Origin of the sequence: Leptospira ellinghausenii, assembly GCF_003114815.1 — a bacterium.
Classification (GTDB): domain Bacteria; phylum Spirochaetota; class Leptospiria; order Leptospirales; family Leptospiraceae; genus Leptospira_A; species Leptospira_A ellinghausenii.
Map to the genome: position 1 here is coordinate 238,711 of NZ_BFAZ01000002.1, position 17,450 is coordinate 256,160.

At 39.2% G+C, this 17,450-nt stretch carries 14 protein-coding genes; 5 read left to right on the forward strand and 9 right to left on the reverse strand.

The window, feature by feature from the left end; all coding sequences use genetic code 11:
- Positions 1-67: 67 nt before the first annotated feature.
- The gene (glnA, locus tag DI076_RS01675; protein ID WP_100716713.1) at positions 68-1,528 is read right to left on the reverse strand and encodes a type I glutamate--ammonia ligase; all 1,461 of its coding nucleotides are present in this window, start codon (positions 1,526-1,528) and stop codon (positions 68-70) included.
- A gap of 361 nt (positions 1,529-1,889) precedes the next feature.
- Here glnA and DI076_RS01680 point away from each other — a divergent pair, with 361 nt between their 5' ends.
- Positions 1,890-3,626, forward strand: a complete 1,737-nt coding sequence (locus tag DI076_RS01680) for a GAF domain-containing SpoIIE family protein phosphatase (protein WP_108958300.1) — start codon at positions 1,890-1,892, stop codon at positions 3,624-3,626.
- Here DI076_RS01680 and DI076_RS01685 read toward each other — a convergent pair.
- From DI076_RS01685 to DI076_RS01695, 3 genes are read right to left on the reverse strand one after another with little or no spacing between them, the layout of a single operon-like run.
- Positions 3,623-4,354 carry a DUF8513 domain-containing protein gene (locus DI076_RS01685; protein WP_108958301.1) on the reverse strand — a complete coding sequence of 244 codons (732 nt, stop codon included), beginning with the start codon at positions 4,352-4,354 and terminating at the stop codon, positions 3,623-3,625. The genes DI076_RS01680 and DI076_RS01685 overlap by 4 nt on opposite strands.
- A 49-nt stretch (positions 4,355-4,403) precedes the next feature.
- Entirely contained in the window at positions 4,404-5,087 is a 684-nt protein-coding gene (locus DI076_RS01690; RefSeq protein ID WP_108958302.1) for a response regulator transcription factor, read from the reverse strand.
- A complete protein-coding gene (locus tag DI076_RS01695; RefSeq protein ID WP_108958303.1) occupies positions 5,084-5,947 on the reverse strand; it encodes a sensor histidine kinase in 864 nt (287 codons plus the stop codon). Before DI076_RS01695 ends, DI076_RS01690 begins: the two co-directional genes overlap by 4 nt.
- A 128-nt stretch (positions 5,948-6,075) precedes the next feature.
- On the opposite strand from DI076_RS01695, the gene DI076_RS01700 reads away from it, so the two are divergent.
- The 3 genes from DI076_RS01700 to DI076_RS01710 all read left to right on the forward strand — a co-directional run bounded on the left by DI076_RS01700 (position 6,076) and on the right by DI076_RS01710 (position 9,499).
- Entirely contained in the window at positions 6,076-7,140 is a 1,065-nt protein-coding gene (locus DI076_RS01700; protein WP_100726906.1) for a class I fructose-bisphosphate aldolase, read from the forward strand.
- Positions 7,141-7,152: 12 nt separating this feature from the next.
- Positions 7,153-8,874 (forward strand): 4-alpha-glucanotransferase, encoded by a 1,722-nt coding sequence (locus tag DI076_RS01705; RefSeq protein WP_108958304.1) that lies wholly within the window; start codon positions 7,153-7,155, stop codon positions 8,872-8,874.
- 82 nt (positions 8,875-8,956) lie between these two features.
- Positions 8,957-9,499: an Mpo1 family 2-hydroxy fatty acid dioxygenase gene (locus DI076_RS01710; protein WP_108958305.1), complete on the forward strand. Its 543-nt coding sequence runs from the start codon at positions 8,957-8,959 to the stop codon at positions 9,497-9,499.
- 23 nt (positions 9,500-9,522) lie between these two features.
- On the opposite strand, the gene DI076_RS01715 is transcribed toward DI076_RS01710, so the two are convergent.
- Positions 9,523-10,299: a helix-turn-helix transcriptional regulator gene (locus DI076_RS01715; RefSeq protein ID WP_108958306.1), complete on the reverse strand. Its 777-nt coding sequence runs from the start codon at positions 10,297-10,299 to the stop codon at positions 9,523-9,525.
- 49 nt (positions 10,300-10,348) lie between these two features.
- Between DI076_RS01715 and DI076_RS01720 the strand changes: the two genes are divergently transcribed.
- Positions 10,349-12,103: a transglutaminase-like domain-containing protein gene (locus DI076_RS01720; protein ID WP_108958307.1), complete on the forward strand. Its 1,755-nt coding sequence runs from the start codon at positions 10,349-10,351 to the stop codon at positions 12,101-12,103.
- Positions 12,104-12,120: 17 nt separating this feature from the next.
- Here DI076_RS01720 and DI076_RS01725 read toward each other — a convergent pair whose 3' ends face one another.
- From DI076_RS01725 to DI076_RS01740, 4 genes are all read right to left on the reverse strand, one after another.
- Positions 12,121-13,200 carry an alpha/beta hydrolase gene (locus tag DI076_RS01725; protein WP_108958409.1) on the reverse strand — a complete coding sequence of 360 codons (1,080 nt, stop codon included), beginning with the start codon at positions 13,198-13,200 and terminating at the stop codon, positions 12,121-12,123.
- Between the two features lie 80 nt (positions 13,201-13,280).
- The gene (locus DI076_RS01730) at positions 13,281-14,405 is read right to left on the reverse strand and encodes a peptidoglycan DD-metalloendopeptidase family protein (protein ID WP_439957254.1); all 1,125 of its coding nucleotides are present in this window, start codon (positions 14,403-14,405) and stop codon (positions 13,281-13,283) included.
- A gap of 19 nt (positions 14,406-14,424) precedes the next feature.
- Entirely contained in the window at positions 14,425-14,829 is a 405-nt protein-coding gene (locus DI076_RS01735; protein WP_012388418.1) for a bactofilin family protein, read from the reverse strand.
- 59 nt (positions 14,830-14,888) lie between these two features.
- Complete coding sequence (locus DI076_RS01740; RefSeq protein ID WP_108958308.1) at positions 14,889-17,441, reverse strand: penicillin-binding protein 1A; 2,553 nt, start codon at positions 17,439-17,441, stop codon at positions 14,889-14,891.
- Positions 17,442-17,450 lie beyond the last annotated feature (9 nt).

A 17,450-nucleotide genomic window follows, 5' to 3' on the forward strand; every position in this document is an offset into this window, starting at 1 on the left:
GTCATTTTTTGAATGGATAGGGAATGGTAAACAAAAAAAAGCCCCGGGGTTACCGGGGCTTTTTCTCTTAGCAAGAGTAAGTAGTGAGGAATTCGTATGGGTGAGGGCGACCTTCCCATGGCCAAATTTCTGTTTCAAACTTATAGTGTTGGTATGTTTGTAAGAAGTTTTCAGTGAAAACATCTCCTTGTTTGAAGATTTCTCTTTGAGCAAGCATCTCTTCCATCGCTTCACGAAGTGTGTGAGGCATTTGGCGGATTCCTTTTTCACGGATTTCATCCAATGAAAGTTCAAAAAGATCTTCTTCACGAGCAGGACCTGGATCAATCTTTTCAGCAACTCCAGCCATACCAGCCATAAGAAGAGAAGCAAACGCCAAATATGGGTTAGCTGTAGAATCAGGGAATCGGAATTCCACACGTTTAGCTTTTTCGCCACTCACAAAAGGAATACGGCAAGAAGCAGAACGGTTTTGTGCCGAGTAAGCTAAGATAGATGGTGCTTCAAAACCAGGGATGAGTCGTTTGTAAGAGTTAGTGGATGCATTAGTAAACGCAGCACAAGCTCTTGCATACTTAAGTACTCCACCTACATAGTTAAATGCGAAGTCAGATAATCCTTGGTATTTGTCTCCAGCAAAAAGGTTTTTTCCACCTTTCCAAAGAGAGATATGAACGTGCATACCATTACCATTATCACCAAAAAGTGGTTTTGGCATGAAAGTAGCAGTTTTTCCGTGTTTGTGAGCAACCATCTTAACGATGTATTTTAGCTTTTGAACATTGTCTGCAGCTTCAATGAGTGTTCCAAATTTAACACCAATTTCACCTTGTGCTTGGGCAACTTCGTGGTGGACCACAAAGGTTTCCATTCCAATGGCTTCTAATGTTTTTACAAATTCTGCTCTTAGGTCAACTTGAGAGTCAATTGGAGCTACTGGGAAGTAACCACCTTTCGTTCCAGGACGGTGTCCAGAGTTAAAGTTGATTTTTCCTGTGTTGTTTGATCCTGGAATTTCAGAGTGAGTGTTCCAGATCCCTTCGTTTGAATCTAACTCGTAGTACTGGCAGTTGATTTCATCACGAACTTTCAAACTATCAAATACGAAAAATTCATTTTCTGGTCCAAAGTATGCAGTATCTGCAATTCCAGATTTATTCATGAATTCTAATGCTTTTTTCGCGATGGATCTTGGGCATTTTTCATAGTATTGGTTTTTATAGATATCCCAAACATCACAGAACATAACAAGTGTTTTGTCTGCTGTGAACGGATCTAAAAATGCCGTAGAAATTTCTGGATGTAATTGCATATCGGAAGCATTGATTGGCTGCCAACGAGCAATCGAAGATCCATCAAAAGGAATTCCTTTGAATGTATCTTCATTTACGGAATTCACATAATACGAAACGTGGTGCCACATTCCTTTGATATCCGTAAATCGGAAGTCATAGAAAAGGACTCCATTTTTTTTGGCATACTCAACCACTTCCTTTCCGGAAGTAAATTTTGGGGTTGCGAACTGCATTTGATTCTCCTTCGTTCAGAGGTCGGTCTGATTGTTGTAATCTGTTACCACTTTAAATGCAAGATTTATACCAAGGCATTTCGACCGAAATATAAGGGTTTCGTGGAGTTTCTAAGCAGATTGTTTTTAAAATAGTGCTTAGACACGAAACGAACTGCGTATTTAAAGTGATAAATGCTTAAAATATGTGCATACTACACGGTATCTAAGCCTCCGCCATTCCAATGTATTTTAGGAAAAGGGCATTCCTTGGTCAACGGAATCAGGATTTTTTTTCTTCAAAATTGAAATTTTTTCGAAAACCCTTCAATGTATGTTTTTTTTGTGGCAATCAAAGGATCAAAAGAAACTGTAGAGGACGATGAGCTCTCGTAAACCAGATTTTGGTCGTTTCCAACACTTGGAGAGTTTTATCCACCTTTCGAAAGACGCCATTTGGTGTTACGAACTAGACATCCCAATGCCCATTTCTTTACCTTTGGAAGAACAGATGGAATACATTTGGAACCATTCTGTGGTGCGGGAATGTAACCTCGCCATGGTTAAGCTGAATGGATTCCGAAGTTTGGAAGAGGTGAATGGTAAATACCTGAAAGAAATTGTTTCTTTAACGAGTATCCATCTCCTCCGTAAGTTCATTGAGAATTCTTACCAATTAGAAGATTACGAATACACAGAAAATACATCCATTTTGCCTCGTGTTTATCTCATCAATTCCCATGGGCAAATTGTCGATGGGCATCTGGTTCGTATTTGGGGCCAACAAATTGAAATTTCCAATATTCGGGAGTCTGAGTCGAAACTTTCGGGTCTTTTGCAGTTTTCCCAAATTGTGACTGAAGTTTCAAAAATGTTTGTTCACACCAAAGCTGAATTTGTTTCCGATGCCATTCAGTTTGCCTTAGAGGAATTAGGAAAGTATTCAAAGGCAGACAGGGTGTTTGTTGCAGAGATATCTTCCGATAAACAATTTTTATCGGTAAGCCATGAATGGTTGTCTCTTGGTGTACCATCTCTTTTTGAGGTTGGAACAAAACTACCTATAGCCAAAATGAACCCGGAAAGGTTAGGGGTTCTTGCTGGTGATGGTGTGATTTATATTCCCGATACACGAGCACTTACTGATGAACCTTGGCATTTACAATTATTTAAATCAGCAGAAGTTCGTTCTATTTTGGTCATTGGATTACGTGATGAAGGGAATTTAATTGGAATCCTTGGTGTGACCACATACCAATCTTTAGGTGATTGGACAAGTGAGACCAAGCAAATGTTAGGTTTGGTTGCAGGATTTGTTTCACAAGGTTTGGTTCGTGCCAAAAACGAAATCAAACTGATGAAAAAGGAAAAAATTCTGCAAAGATTTTATTCTGATGTAAAAGAAGACTTGGCACTAGCAAAACTCACCCAAGAAGCTTGGGTCGCAAAAGATTTTGGTACGATTCCCAATATAAGAATAGAATCTAGGTTTTTACCTTATGATGAAATTGGGGGAGATTTAATTTTATACGAAAAACCAAAACCGGATTGTATTGATATATTTTTTGGAGACATCTCTGGGCATGGGATTTCCTCTGCTTTGGTTTCAGGTATTGCTGCCGTTTCGTTTAAAAAACATTCATTAGTAGAATCTTCACCTGCTGCCATTTTGGAAGCGATGCACATTGAACTCAAAACGATTATTTTCAAACACCATATCTCTGCCTGTGTGATGCGGATATATCCCTTGGAAAGAAGGATCGAGTTTAGTTTTGCTGGCCATCCACCAGGTGTTTTTTGGAATCAGAAAGACCGTGTGATGAAATTTGTAAAAGATGAAATGTATCCGATTCTATTACTTGATGATTGGGAAGGGAAAAACATTTCAAAAACATTTGATAAGGGAGATCGTCTTTTACTTTATTCCGATGGGATTTATGAATTGGAAGAAGAAACAGGCGGTTATATTGGACTTGATGTTTTTTTACAAGAACTCTCTGAGATGATTTCTGTTTCAGAAGATACTGATAGCCTCATCAAAAAGATGATTGCCAATTGCCTGGTGGAAAAGGAACGAATCATTCATGATGATATAGCAGTTTTGTTTTTGGAATTTTAATTCGTTTGGTCGATGAGGTCGAGAGCTTTGGCATCCGCTTCTGGATACTTCGCCAAATACTCCGATACAATTTTCTTTTTGCCATCTAGTCGGTTTAAATGTGTATCAATGATATGACCAAAATCTAATTTTCCAGTCACAATTTCATATCGTTCGGTTTCGATAGTTCCTAAATCCAAATCCACTGGCACTTCATTTGCTTTGTCTGCATATTCTTTGGCTTTTTCCCAATAGGGAATTGCTTCTTTGTAAAAACTTTCTGCCACTGTGAAACTTTCTTTTAATTCATGGGCAAAGTCTAAGTTGTAAAAGTAAACATGGCGTTTGTCAAATTTGGAACCAAGTCGCATATAGGATCGCATGATTTGGATATTGATGTGCATAAACATCAAATTTCGATATTTATAGTATTCTTGTTCCGTTTTGGTTTCACATAATGCGTGTTTTGGGTGACGAAATCGTTTGCCTAAAGCGATTTTTAACCAATAGATATTTTTACGCAGTTCATTATCATTATAATGTTGTTTGAGGTTGTACAATTCGTAAAAATCTTCTAAGTACTTTGGCTCCCATTTGTGCAATTTATACGGAACCCAGTCTGAAAATTTAGTATAAGGTCCGTTTTTTTGGTATTCATAATTGTAATCGATGTCTGTTTCCCAGGCACCTAAAGAAAGGGAAAACAAGGAAATACAAAAAATCCAAATGCTAAAAAATCCTTGTTTCATCAGGTTCAAATATCGGAGGAACGACCAGTTTCCATAAGGAAGAAGTGGTTTATTTCAGGGGTTGGACTTCTGCAATCCACTGGTATCCGACCCCTCGGACATTGCGAATGGAATCTTCCCCTAAGGCATCGCGCAACCGAACAATGGCATTATCAATGGTCCTTTCCGTAGGAAAACTGTCTTCGCCTACGATGACATCAAGGATTTCAGAGCGACTAAATACTTTTGAGGGATCACTGAGAAGTAAGGTCAGTAGGGAACAATCACGTTTGGAAAGTAGGATGCTAGAACCATCCCTGTTTTTCACTAAAAAGGAATCCAAGTGGATTTCTTTCGAATCCAGCTGCCATTTTTGACCAAAATGGGGACGAGTGAGGGAAACAACCCTTTCTAATCGGATGAGAAATTCTTTTAGATGGAAAGGTTTGGGGATAAATTCAGCTGCACCGAGTTCAAACCCTCGGAGACGTTCCTGGGCTCCTGCTTGGGCAGTTAAAAATAAAAAAGGAAGATCCTTTTCAAGGGAAACCATCCTCTCGGCGAGTTCAAATCCATTTCCATCTGGCAGGCGTAAGTCGAGGACAACTAAATCATACAAATTGGGTGCAAAAAGAGTTTCAGCTTCCGAAACGGTTTTTGCCCACTTAACTTGGTAGTAATCTTGTTCTAATCTTTCTTTTAACGTTTCTCCGAGCCCTTCATCGTCTTCCACAAGTAAAATCCTTGGTTTCATACGACCTCCCTCACACAAAGTTTGACTTGGAAACCGTACGGACTGTCCGGAAATTCGATTTTACCTTTCATCTTTTCGATTAATTTTTTAACGATATAAAGACCAATCCCACTCCCGCTGGTATTCGAATGTCGGAGAAAGGGTTGGGTGAGGTATTTTTTATTGCCCATAAAACCAGATCCATTATCTTCTAAAAGAAAACAAATTCGATCCTTTTCTTGGCCAATGTGAAGTTTGATTTGGTTTGCTTTTCCATGTCGTTTTGCATTTTCAGTGAGATTTTTTAACATGGCAAAAAATGCTTTTTTATCGAGGTATACTTTTTTTGTGAGAGGGATGGATACTACCCAAACTAGATCTGGTTCATGGTGGGAATAGGAATCTTTGATTTCTTGTAAGGTTAACGTTTCTAAGTAAAGAGCTTCCCCTTGCATGAGACTTGCCAGATAAAAAGCATTTCCCATTTGGGATTCAATCCTTAGGTTTTCTTTCCAGATTTTTTCTAGTTTCCTTTTTAGTTGTAAATCTTTTGTATCTTCCAATAGAACTTCAACTTGCAGTTGTAAGCTGGCAATTGGAGTTTTCATTTCATGTGTGACAGTGGAGAAAAAATCGGCAATGAGTTTGGAACGTTTGTGGTCTCTGTAGGATAAAACGGCGAGAGTCACACCACCAAGGGTTAACATAGATAGAAAAAACGACCCTTCTAGTTGTAACATCCGATTCACTCGGTTTAGTTCAAACTGTCTTTCTGTGCTGACAGAAATTTCAGAAATGGTTTTGGCTTGGCGAAACCCCAAAATCCACCACCAGACTCCGAGTGACAGAGTGAGGGAGAGCCAGGCCAGGGAAAAAAACATACGAAATTGTGCAGATCCTCTCAATTTTGCCTCTCAATGCAAGATAAGGGTAAGGGGAAGGACGACGAGCAAAAAAAGATGTTGTCACCTTGGCCCAACCCGAGAATTTATTTTTAAGGAGAACAACTTTGAACTTCGACGAAATCTCGAAACATCTTGGAAACGACGCGGAATCCCTCCTTGGATTCAAATCACCAAAAATAGCAAAAGAACTCATTCACGTACCTGGTAGCGACTGGGTAGATAGAATTTTTGCACCTTCAGACAGGTCCATCCCTGTTCTCAGAAGCATTCAAACTTTACTCGGCCATGGCCGACTTGGCGGAACTGGATATGTATCCATTCTTCCCGTTGACCAAGGGATTGAACACTCCGCTGGTGCATCGTTTGCAAAAAACCCGATTTACTTCGATGGTGAAAATATCATCAAACTCGCAATAGAAGGCGGCTGTAACGGTGTGGCTACAACTTTAGGAGTGCTTGGTTCTGTGGCTCGTAAGTATGCTCACAAAATCCCTTTTATTTTAAAGATCAACCACAACGAACTTCTCACTTACCCAAACAAAAGTGAGCAAATTTTGTTTGCGACCGTAAAACAAGCGTATGACCAAGGTTGTGTTGCCATCGGTGCCACAATTTATTTTGGATCTGCGGATGCTGGTCGTGAAATCGTTGAAATTTCAAAAGTGTTCCAAATGGCACATGAACTCGGGATGGCAACGATCCTTTGGTGTTACATCAGAAACAATGCGTTCAAAAAAGACAAAGATTACCATGTTTCTGCTGACTTAACAGGACAAGCAAACCATTTGGGAGTAACCATCCAAGCAGATATCATCAAACAAAAGTTACCTGAAAACAATGGTGGTTATAATGTTCTCAACCAAGAGTCTTCTTACGGTAAAACTGATAAACGTATTTACTCTGATTTAACTTCTGAACATCCAATTGACCTCACTCGTTACCAAGTAGCAAATTGTTACATGGGAAGAGCGGGACTCATTAACTCAGGTGGAGCATCAGGGGAAAATGACTTACAGGAGGCATTAAAAACTGCGGTCATCAATAAACGCGCTGGTGGTATGGGACTCATTTCTGGGAGAAAGGCGTTCCAAAAACCAATGAAAGAAGGTGTGTCACTTTTACACGCGATCCAAGACGTTTATCTTTCAAAAGAAATCACAGTTGCTTAATGTTGTAAGGCATTGAGTTCTTTGATTTCGATCAAACAAAGAAGGGCAGGGGTACTAGTATCTCTGTCCTCAATTGTTTCAAAGCATTCATTTGAATGTGGAGACATTTATAGTTTATACCCACTTTGTGACTGGGCAAAGGACATTGGATTCAGTATCATCCAATTATTACCTCTCAATGATACAGGATATGGATATTCTCCATATAGTGCCATTTCAGCTTTTGCCATTGATCCATTGTACATTTCTCTGTACAAATTAGGTTTACCTTACCTATCACGCAAAAACCAAATTGTTTCTATACAAAACAATCCAACTCGAGTGCGTGATTTAAAAATAAAATACATAAAAGAATTTTATCTTTCCCATCAAAAAGAAGCGATGAAAGAGGCTCTTAACTTTTTAGAAAAACAACCTTGGTGTTATTCCTATGTTTCATTTCGGGTATTGTATGAAACATACGAAGGTAAAAATTGGTGGGAATGGCCAAAAGAATTCCAAGATCCCTATAATGCAAAAGACAAAGTATTCACAGAACAAAGAGAAGAAGCATTATTTTGGGTATATTTACAAAAAATCGCCTTTGATCAGTTAAATGCCGTCAAACTCCATTTAGAGGACAATGGAATTTTTTTAAAGGGTGATATGCCGATTCTCACAGCTCGTAATTCCTGTGATGTTTGGGAACACCCTGAAAACTTTTTCTTGGATTTACAAGCAGGGGCTCCTCCTGATCATTTTTCACAAACGGGACAAACTTGGGGTTTCCCTGTTCTCAACTGGGAAGTTTTACAAAAAAGCCATTATAGTTGGTGGAAAGAACGATTATTGTATTTAGAAAATTTTTTCCATCTGTACCGCATTGACCATGTGATTGGAATGTACCGCATTTGGGCTATTCCCAAAGAAGACAGAACCGCATTAAAGGGATGGTTCCACCCTCAATTTGGAATTGAGACTAGTGAATTTTTGAAAGTTGGCATCAACCCAAAAGAAATGGAAGAGCGCGGACTCATCCATGAATTCAAACCCAATCATTATATCTTTTATTGGGACTTCTGGAAAGAAGAAGGTTACCAGTCTCTCTCTGAGGAAATGAAAGCTAGATTGTTTCCTTTGTCTCAACTTCATATCAATGAAGAAGAGAAACATTGGAGAGAATCAGGGGAGGCCATTTTAGAAATTTTTGAATCCTTTTCCTCCATGGTTCCTTGTGCCGAGGATTTGGGTTCAGTGCCTACTTTCATTCGTGAGTCCTTATTCGAACGCCAAATGATTGGAATTGATGTTGTCCGTTGGACAAAATCATTCACAACTGGGGAATACATCGAAGAAGACCACTACCGCGAAAATGCAATTTCTGTCTTATCGACACATGATACGAGTTTGGTGATGGAGTGGTGGAATCGGGAAGGGGATGTAGAGCCCAAACTTCAGTTTTTCTTTGACCGTTTGGGTAAACCAAGACCCGAAACAGAAGACCAAGTTTTAGAAGGTTTACTCGATTTTGTGTTCCAAACCAAAAGTTTATTTAGCATCCAACTCTTTCAGGATCTGGCCCTCGGTGTTTCCGATGTTTTACAGAATCCAGAAAAACACAGAATCAATTACCCAGGAACACCAGACCATTCCAATTGGACCTACCGATTTCCAATTCTCATAGAAGACTATGTAAAAGACTTTAAACGTAATTTTACATTACGTAAACTCGTTCATTCTTCCGGACGAAATTAGAATTTTTTTAAATTTTGACAGAATCGTTCAAGTAGATTCTCAATTTATTTGGTAAAGTGGAAACCTACTTTGGAGGTTCCCTTTGAGATTTGCAAAAGAAATGGCATTTTATTCTGCCTACCATCAAGAAAAACGAAATGTTTGGATTCACGTTTTAGGAGTACCAACGATTACGTTTACTCTTTTTGTTGTACTCAGTCGATTTTCCTTATTTGAATATAATGGTTTTTCCGTAACTGCATCTCTCTTATTTACTCTGGGTGTTTTAGGATATTATTATACCTTGGATGTATTTTTTGCATTTATCGCAACATTATTGTTTGGTGGATTGTTTTTGACTGCTGAATGGATCACGGTGCAACTCCCTTCTCAAACGGCATGGACAATTTTTGGAATTGGGCAAGTGGTTGGTTGGGGATCCCAGTTTTATGGACATTTTATCTTTGAGAAAAGTAGGCCAGCACTTTTCGACAATTTATTCCAAGCACTTGTTTCTGCACCACTCTTTGTTGTGGCAGATGTGTTCTTTGAATTAGGATATCGATCTGAATTGAAAAAAGCAGTGGAAGATGAACTAAAACAGAAAGGGGTCTGGAAAGACTTTAGCGTCCACAAAACCGCATGAATCAAATTTAAAATCTAAGAATTTTAAATCATATCACAAAAACAAACTTGGTGTAAATGAGACCCTCCGAGGAATAAAGAGGGTTTCACACCAAACATCTTTTTAAAGGTTCGAGACAAATGAGCTTGGTCACTAAAACCTGCTGCATGTGATGCAGTTGTTAGGTTCTCCCCACTTTGTAACAGCCTTGCTGCTATGTGTAATCGTTGCCAAAGTAAATACTGCCTAAGTGGGATTCCCATATTCTCTTTGAACAAATGCATAAACCGATCTTTTGAAATTCCTGTTTCATTCGAGAGAAACGCTACATTGATTGGGTTTGGAAGTGTTTCTTTAATTTTTGTAATGGCAATGTCAATTCTTGGATCCCAAGTTTTATCAGATTTTTTGGAACCAAGTTCTGCTAAAATTTGTTCATAAATCAATTTCGCTTTCATACAGTTTAAACCTCCGCCAAATAATGGTTCGGATAAAGATTGGATCTTCTGTATGGTCTTAGTTTCTAACAGAGTGTAATTGTCCTTCATTTCAATTTTTTTGTATTCATCCGATTTTGGATCCAATTGGATCACTACGATTTCAGTATGATTTGCCTCTAAACGGTGGAAAAAATTGGGAGGGATAATGATTCCCTCAGTTTCTATGATTTGATTCTCTTTTGTGGTCAATCGAAATGGCAGTCGTTTGGAAACAAGAATGGAAACTGCGTAATGGGAATGTGGTTCGGTGACAAGGCCTTGAGTGCCAAGGAGAATCCTTTCTCCGAAATAAAAAAGACTTCCCTTTCTTTCGTCATCCATATACTAAAAAAATCTTTCATATGGTTTCAAAAAAGGCAAGGATTATCAAATGAAACATTGGATTTTAAGTTTCCTGATTGTTCTCACAAGTGGTTCACTCATTGCCACGGAACGAGGGGAAGTTCCGTTTGAATGGAAACAAATTGGTTCAAAATACGAGTATGATCCTAATTTCAGTTTTCCTGATGCAGAGTCTGTCGAATTGTTTGAGTCCGTATTACAGGTAAATTCCCAACTTTATTTCCAAACAAAAAATAAGGACAAAGAATACCACCTTTACCAATATGATTTACCAACAAAAAAATTAACAACTATCACCTGGGATCAGGGAAGGGTTCTTGGTTGGGCTCTCTGTAGTGACAGTGTTTTTGTTCAAACCAAACAAAAGTTATATGTTGTGTCGCAGGATTCATTTGTTATCAAAAATGAATACAACATTGCAAGTAAAACCAATGGGTGGAAGGATTTTGTCTGTGTAAAAGATAAAATGGTTCGGTTGGAAAAAGACCAATTAGAAGTTTTTGATATAAATTCTTTTGAAAAAGTTTCAGAGCTTCCGCTTCCAATGAAATCAGTACAAAGGATCATCAAACGAAGTGATTCCGAAATCCTTTTGGTTTCTTCCTTTGTTGGGAATACCATCCAAGTGTTTTCTTTGGAGGAAGGAACAACAACAAAAGAATGGAAATTCCCAACAAACCATAGGGCTCTGTTTAAAATGGCTGTCCTTGGATCTGATCGATTTTTAATTTTTGATCCAATTACCAAAATTTATGGGGAATGGTTTTTTTTTGATGAACATTTTTTTCCCATTGGAGATGGACTCTTCATTCGTTCCGACGAAAAGGCAGTTCGGTTTTCACCCATCAAATCGAATCTCGAATACCAATTGGATTTAACATCAATGTCAGACATCCCTGAATCCAATTTCCATGTAATCCTTCCGAAAAAAGATACGTATTCCCAGGAGTTAAGAGAAGAAACCTTTTATTCACCGAGTACATTCAGTATGGATGATTCAGGGAATCGAACTCTCACTGTGAAAGTCCCTCCTTTGAAAGAAGGAGAGTCAAAAACCATAACTGTGTATCGAGGGAAACTCACTCGTTATAAAATCCATTGGAAACTTGGACCCGAGTTGATTGTTAATCGAGAAGAAAGTGAAGCCAAACATCCAAACGAACTTCGAGATGATTGGTTTGTCAAACTTGAAGATCCGATTGTGGTCACAAAACGAAATGAATTGTTCCAAGAAAAAACTTCAATCAAAGAACTACTCATGGAAACTTCCCAATATGTTTCCTCAATCCCTTATAAATCAGGCAAGTTTGAATCAGCACCAAATGTAATCCAAAAACACAATGGTGGTTGCACAGAACATTCCTATGTCACCATGTCTTTGTTACGTGGCAAAGGTATACCTGCTAGGTTAGTATGGAATTATTTACCAACTGAATCTTCAAATGAAATGAGTTTTAACCATAAATATGTAGAGGTATGGGTGAATGGTTATGGGTGGATTCCGATGGAACCACTTTCTCCTCCAAAATCGAAACCGGGTGTGACTTATGCGAGGCATTTGGTATTTGCTGTGTTACCAACTCCTACACATCCAAAAATTTCGGGAGGGGATCGTTTGGTGCAACTCACAAAAGACCAACTTTTCTTGGGGAAAAAAGTCAAAATGAGACTCACCATTTTGAAACAAGGAGAAGGAGAAACTGGGGAGGAGACGATTGAAATCCAACACAACCAAATGCGAAATAAAGCGATCCAGTCGGGTGAAGAACTTGTGGTACCTTAAATTAAAACGAATCTAACTTACTTTCGTAAAACAAAGTTCTCCCCATTTTTGGGTCCTGATTTACGGATAAAGAGTCGTTTTTCAACAGAGACACCAAGTAACACTTGGTAGATGTCTGTGAGAATTGGCCTTGATGAATAATATCCATGGCCAAGTCCACCGACTCCAAGCACTGGGTCATCAACTTCGTTCACATTGATAACATCAACCCCAGAATATTTAAAACACATTCCAGCCCTTGGAGCACCATTCACTTTTTGTGAGGCTACCAAGGCATTGTCTCCTGGTGAACAATACAATGTGATCCTTTCGGCTGTTTTACTCAAATCTGATAAGATGCGATCAAATTCGTTTTTGTCAAAGTCAGGGGCATTGAGGATGAGTTCAGATAGAAATTGTTGTTTTCCTGATTTGGAGAGGGAGGCAAGGGAAGGTAATACCACTTGGTGACCCATACTATGAACCACTAAATGGATTTTTTTCCCTATCGAGGAAATGGATTTTAGAAAATTGGTAAATGGTTCACGATTGATTTTTGCTTCTGTAAAGTTCAAATCATAGGTTGATTTTACCATCACCTGTCCCAGTAAACCAGCGTCAGCGCCAGCAGGCCATGAATACACAACGACTTCCCCAGGGAACTTGAGGTCATATTTAATTTGGCCAGCTCGTAACACTGCTTCATCAAAATTGACATTAAATCCATGCACAAATACCAATACTTCTTCACTTGCAGAAGATTTGATTTTTGATAAAAATTCTTTGTCATCGGTATTCACTCGGCCATTGAATTGGAAAAAACTGTTTTTATCTTGCTCATTATCCATGGCAATATCGCCAATGATATGTTTTGCGGGGACGTTTACGATACAAATCCCAAAATGAGGATTAATATCGGTAATGAAACCAAAACTATTCCCATCACAACGATCTTTGGCTCCCATTTCCCTTCTTGTTGTAACAAAATGGACGTTGATATTTTTTGTTTCATCAAAGGGATCAACCAACCGTTTGTTGATTTGTTCTCCAATTTTTGGTGCACAGGAAATGATGAAAGTTAAACTAAAAGCCCATAAAACCAAAATGAAAGTGGACATTCTTTTTTGTAAAACAAAGGAATTGATTTCGAGAAAACTGTTTTTCGGCATGGATTTGAACTGGTTTGATTTGAAAGTTTTCATTTGTATGAAAATCCTTTGATGAGTTTTGTAGGATTGATGTTTTTCCCGTCTTTGATGACTTCAAAATGTAAATGAGGACCAAAACAATACCCCGTACATCCAGAACGAGAGATGATTTTTCCGGCACTGACATAATCCCCTTCTTTCACATAAAGTTTGGAATTATGAGCATATAAGGTTTGGTAGTTGTCGTCATGAGATAAGATGATGGCATTTCCATAGCCACCCATCCAACCAGAGTAGGTGACTTTTCCTTTTCTTGCTGCATACACCGATTCATAATTAGCACGTAAGTCAAGGGCCATATGGAATTTGTATTGTGGATAAGAACGAGTTCCCCATCCAGAAGTGATGACTTTAGATGAAACAGGAATCCTCCAAACAGGACCTGTATCTGGGATCACTGCACCTGGTAAAAATACCTTTTGCCCAGATTTGAATAAATCATAATCTTCTAATTGGTTTTCCGCATAAATGTCATCAATTTTGACTTTATAATAGTCTGCTACTTTTGCCAATGTATCCCCTTTTTTCAGTTTGTACATTAGGCCGTGTTTGTTTGGTATGTTTAGAATTTGTCCAGCGATGAGAGATACTTCTGGATTGATACCAGAACTTCCTGCAATGGATTCAACAGATACCTTAAACCGACGTGCGATATCAGATAAGGATTCATTCTTTTTGACCTTGTATTGAGTGACTTTTAGTTTTTTATTTTTGTTTTCTGCGAGTTTGTCGAGTTCTGCTGACCGAAGGATCGCCATTTTTTTATCTTCGGTTTCTTGTAAGTATTTTTCGTCTGCTAGTTTTGCTTCCTTGTCTTTTGTATCATTTTCTTCTACCTCAGTGGACATACTCAGGAATTCTTTTTCCATCAAACTTTCTTCGTAAGTTTGTTTGTCGACAATGATGGAAAGCAAAAACGCAAATAAAAACGAAAAACCGAGTAGGGGTAATATACGATACCGTTTGCGGTTGAGATCGATAGTGCCATGAAGAACACTCGATTGTGATTGTAGGTTATAAAAATACTTACCTGGGGAAACTTGGATGACGTTTATGTTTCCCCAACGTAACACATGCTTGCCGATCGTAGACTTTTCAGGTGAACGAAGTAGCATGTGTTAAATGGATTTTAGGTTAGTCCTTTGAATCTAAAGATTTGATTCCGCCAAAAGATTCTTCCACAATCTTACGAACGTCTTTTTTCTGTCCGCCAGTGATCGTGATGTTTCCTTTTGCAACGACACCTTTTTGAAGTTCTAAGTATGGAGCAGTGATGTCACCTAACATACGTCCTGTCCCTTCTAATTTCACTTCGTTTTCGGCTTTGATATTGCCAATGAGGGTTCCGGAGACAATGACTTCTCTTGCACTGATATTGGTTTTGACCTTTCCAGTCTCTCCAATGACGAGAGCGTCTTCTGTTTTGATATCACCTTCGAATTTTCCATCGATTCTAAGTGAACCTGCGATATAAAATTTACCTTCAAATATCGACCCTGGTCCGATAACGCTGTTGATGGAATCCTTACCTATTGCCATTCCTGCTCCTTTTCCCCTTCTGTGAGAATCAAAATTTTCGGTCTATCTGACAAGCCTTTTTAGTAATCAATTTCCTCATCTCCGCTAAAGACTGAGTTTTTTCGTTTCGGAGGTTTGCCTTGTGTGGGTTTTTTCTCCACTTTGGTGTCTTGTTTTTTCTTCTCCACGGCAATTTGGGTGGATTGGGGTTGTGGTTTGGATTCCACAACATTCCACGCGGATCCATGGTCGTTACAAACGTCTTTTGGAACCGTTTGGGGGATAAAGTATTCTTCCAGTAGGTCATGGCATTGGCCACCGGGGAGTTTCCCAGACATGCGGCAGACAGTTCGTTTTGTGATTTTGACATCCGTTAGCCAAGGGAATTCTTTGGCTGGTTCTTTTTCCAGGGCTCTTGCCATAAACCTTCCCCATACAGGAGCCGATAGTTTTCCACCAGTCATCCCACGACCAAGTGAAATGGTGCCCACATCATAACCAAACCATACCGAGGTGACAAGTTCTGGGGTATAACCCACAAACCAAGCATCCCTAAAATTGTTTGTGGTCCCCGTTTTCCCGTAGGCTTTTCGGCCAAGCCCATACGAGAGAACACCACGTCCTGTTCCTTCTTCCACAACATCTTTCATCATGGAAGTGATGAGAAAGGCAGCCTCTTTGGAAATGATTTGTTTTCGTTCCACATCTTCATAGTCTTTGCGAAAGTCTTTGATGACTTTGCCTGCATTGTCTTCTACATATAAAACGGAGATGGGATTGACTGTTTTGCCACCAGAAGCAAGGGCCGCATAAGCACGAGTGAGTTCATAGGGAGTGAGTTCAAAGGATCCAAGGGAAACACTAAAGTTATAAGGGATGTCCCTTCCTTGTAATTGTAATAAACCACGGAGGCTATCCATCAAATTGGAAAGTCCCACTTGTTCTAATACCCTCACAGCAACTGAGTTTTTTGATTGTTCTAATGCCTTTCGTAACAAAATAAACCCAGAATATTCACTGCTGTAATTTTCAGGAGCCCACTCATCTCCATCTTCCATTAAGTATTGTAAAGGGGAATCTGCAAAGAGTGTAGCAGGTGTTACATTTTTTTCAGGGTCTGGGTTTTTTCCCGAATAGTCCATCGCTGCCGCATACAAGATTGGTTTAAAAGCGGAACCTGGTTGGCGGAAAGCTTGGAAAGGACGGATTTGTTGGTTATCAGAACGAAAACCTGATCCGCCGACAAGGGCTGTGATGTAACCAGTTTCTGGCCGAATGGCAATGAGTGATCCTTCTACTGGGAGTAAATGGTCCTTTGTACTTTGCGATGTGAAATTTTTATCGAGGGTATCCCCGAGAAAGTCGTCACCTATCAGTAGATTGAGGGCGTAAAATTCATCACGAATATCCTCTTGGTAAGCAGAGGAAAAGGTACGTTCTATTTTAGAAATTTTAAATTTGAATTCGGGTAAGTCATACAAATCAGCAATTAAAGAATAGCCACTTCCATACAAATCATCAAAGGCATCAATGTTACGGAAAGCACGTTGGTTGGATTCAATCGTTTGCCTTTGTAGTGCAGGGAGAAGGGCTTTTTCTGCTTCTTCTTGGTGGCGGATTTGGATCGTGGAATATATTTTGAGTCCACCATTGTACAACCGACCGGAACCAATCGAACGAATTAGGTTTTTGCGGATGTATTCTGTGACATAGGGAAAACGATTGAGTCTGTCAGAAAACGCAGAATCATTGGGAGAACGATTTAGGTTTGTATAATATTCTTCTAAGCTCGCAAATTCTTTTTCGGCATCCGCAACAGTCATCCTTCCGTTCTCAACAAGTTTTCGAAAGACAACGCGCACTTTGTTCATACTAGAGACTGGGTTGACAATGGGGCTAAACTGAGTGGGTCTTGTGGTAAGGCTTGCAAGGATGGCAGCTTCTCCCCAAGTGACATCTTGTACTTCTTTACGAAAGTAAAACCTGGAAGCTGCACCTACACCAATGGTTCCGTGCCCGAGTGGAATTTCGTTTAAATACACTTCTAGAATTTTGTCTTTTGGGTAAACGAGTTCGAGTAAAATGGCAAGCCAGGCTTCACGTGCTTTTCTTGCAATGGAACGTTCGATGGATAAAAACTTAAGCCTTGCGACTTGTTGGGTGATGGTGGATGCACCTTCTTTCACTCGACCCGCCATAAGGTTTACCACAAAAGCCCTGGCAATCCCTTTAAGATCAATCCCATTGTGGGAATAAAACGAATTGTCTTCAGTGGATAAAAAACATTGGATCACTTTGTGACGGTTATCCGCGGAATAATCAGTGGACTCTGGTTTTAGTTCTTCTAATTTAACAGGGATACGAGAGAATTTATAATACTCGGCAATAGGTTCGTATTCCCCTTTATCGTTTAGCCCGTATAAGGTGGAAGGGATATCGTATACAGCAGCCTCATCGAGACGAAAAAAATCTTTAATGGAACCTGTTAGTAAAAAAACATTTAGAACCCCAAAACCCAAAATGGCAAGGAAGGTGTTCTTAACTTTTTTGTCTCCAGTCCAAATCCTTTCCGTTACGATTCGAAACCAAATGATAAAATACTTTTCAAAGAGCCCAACGGGTTCTTGTTTCATACAATTTCC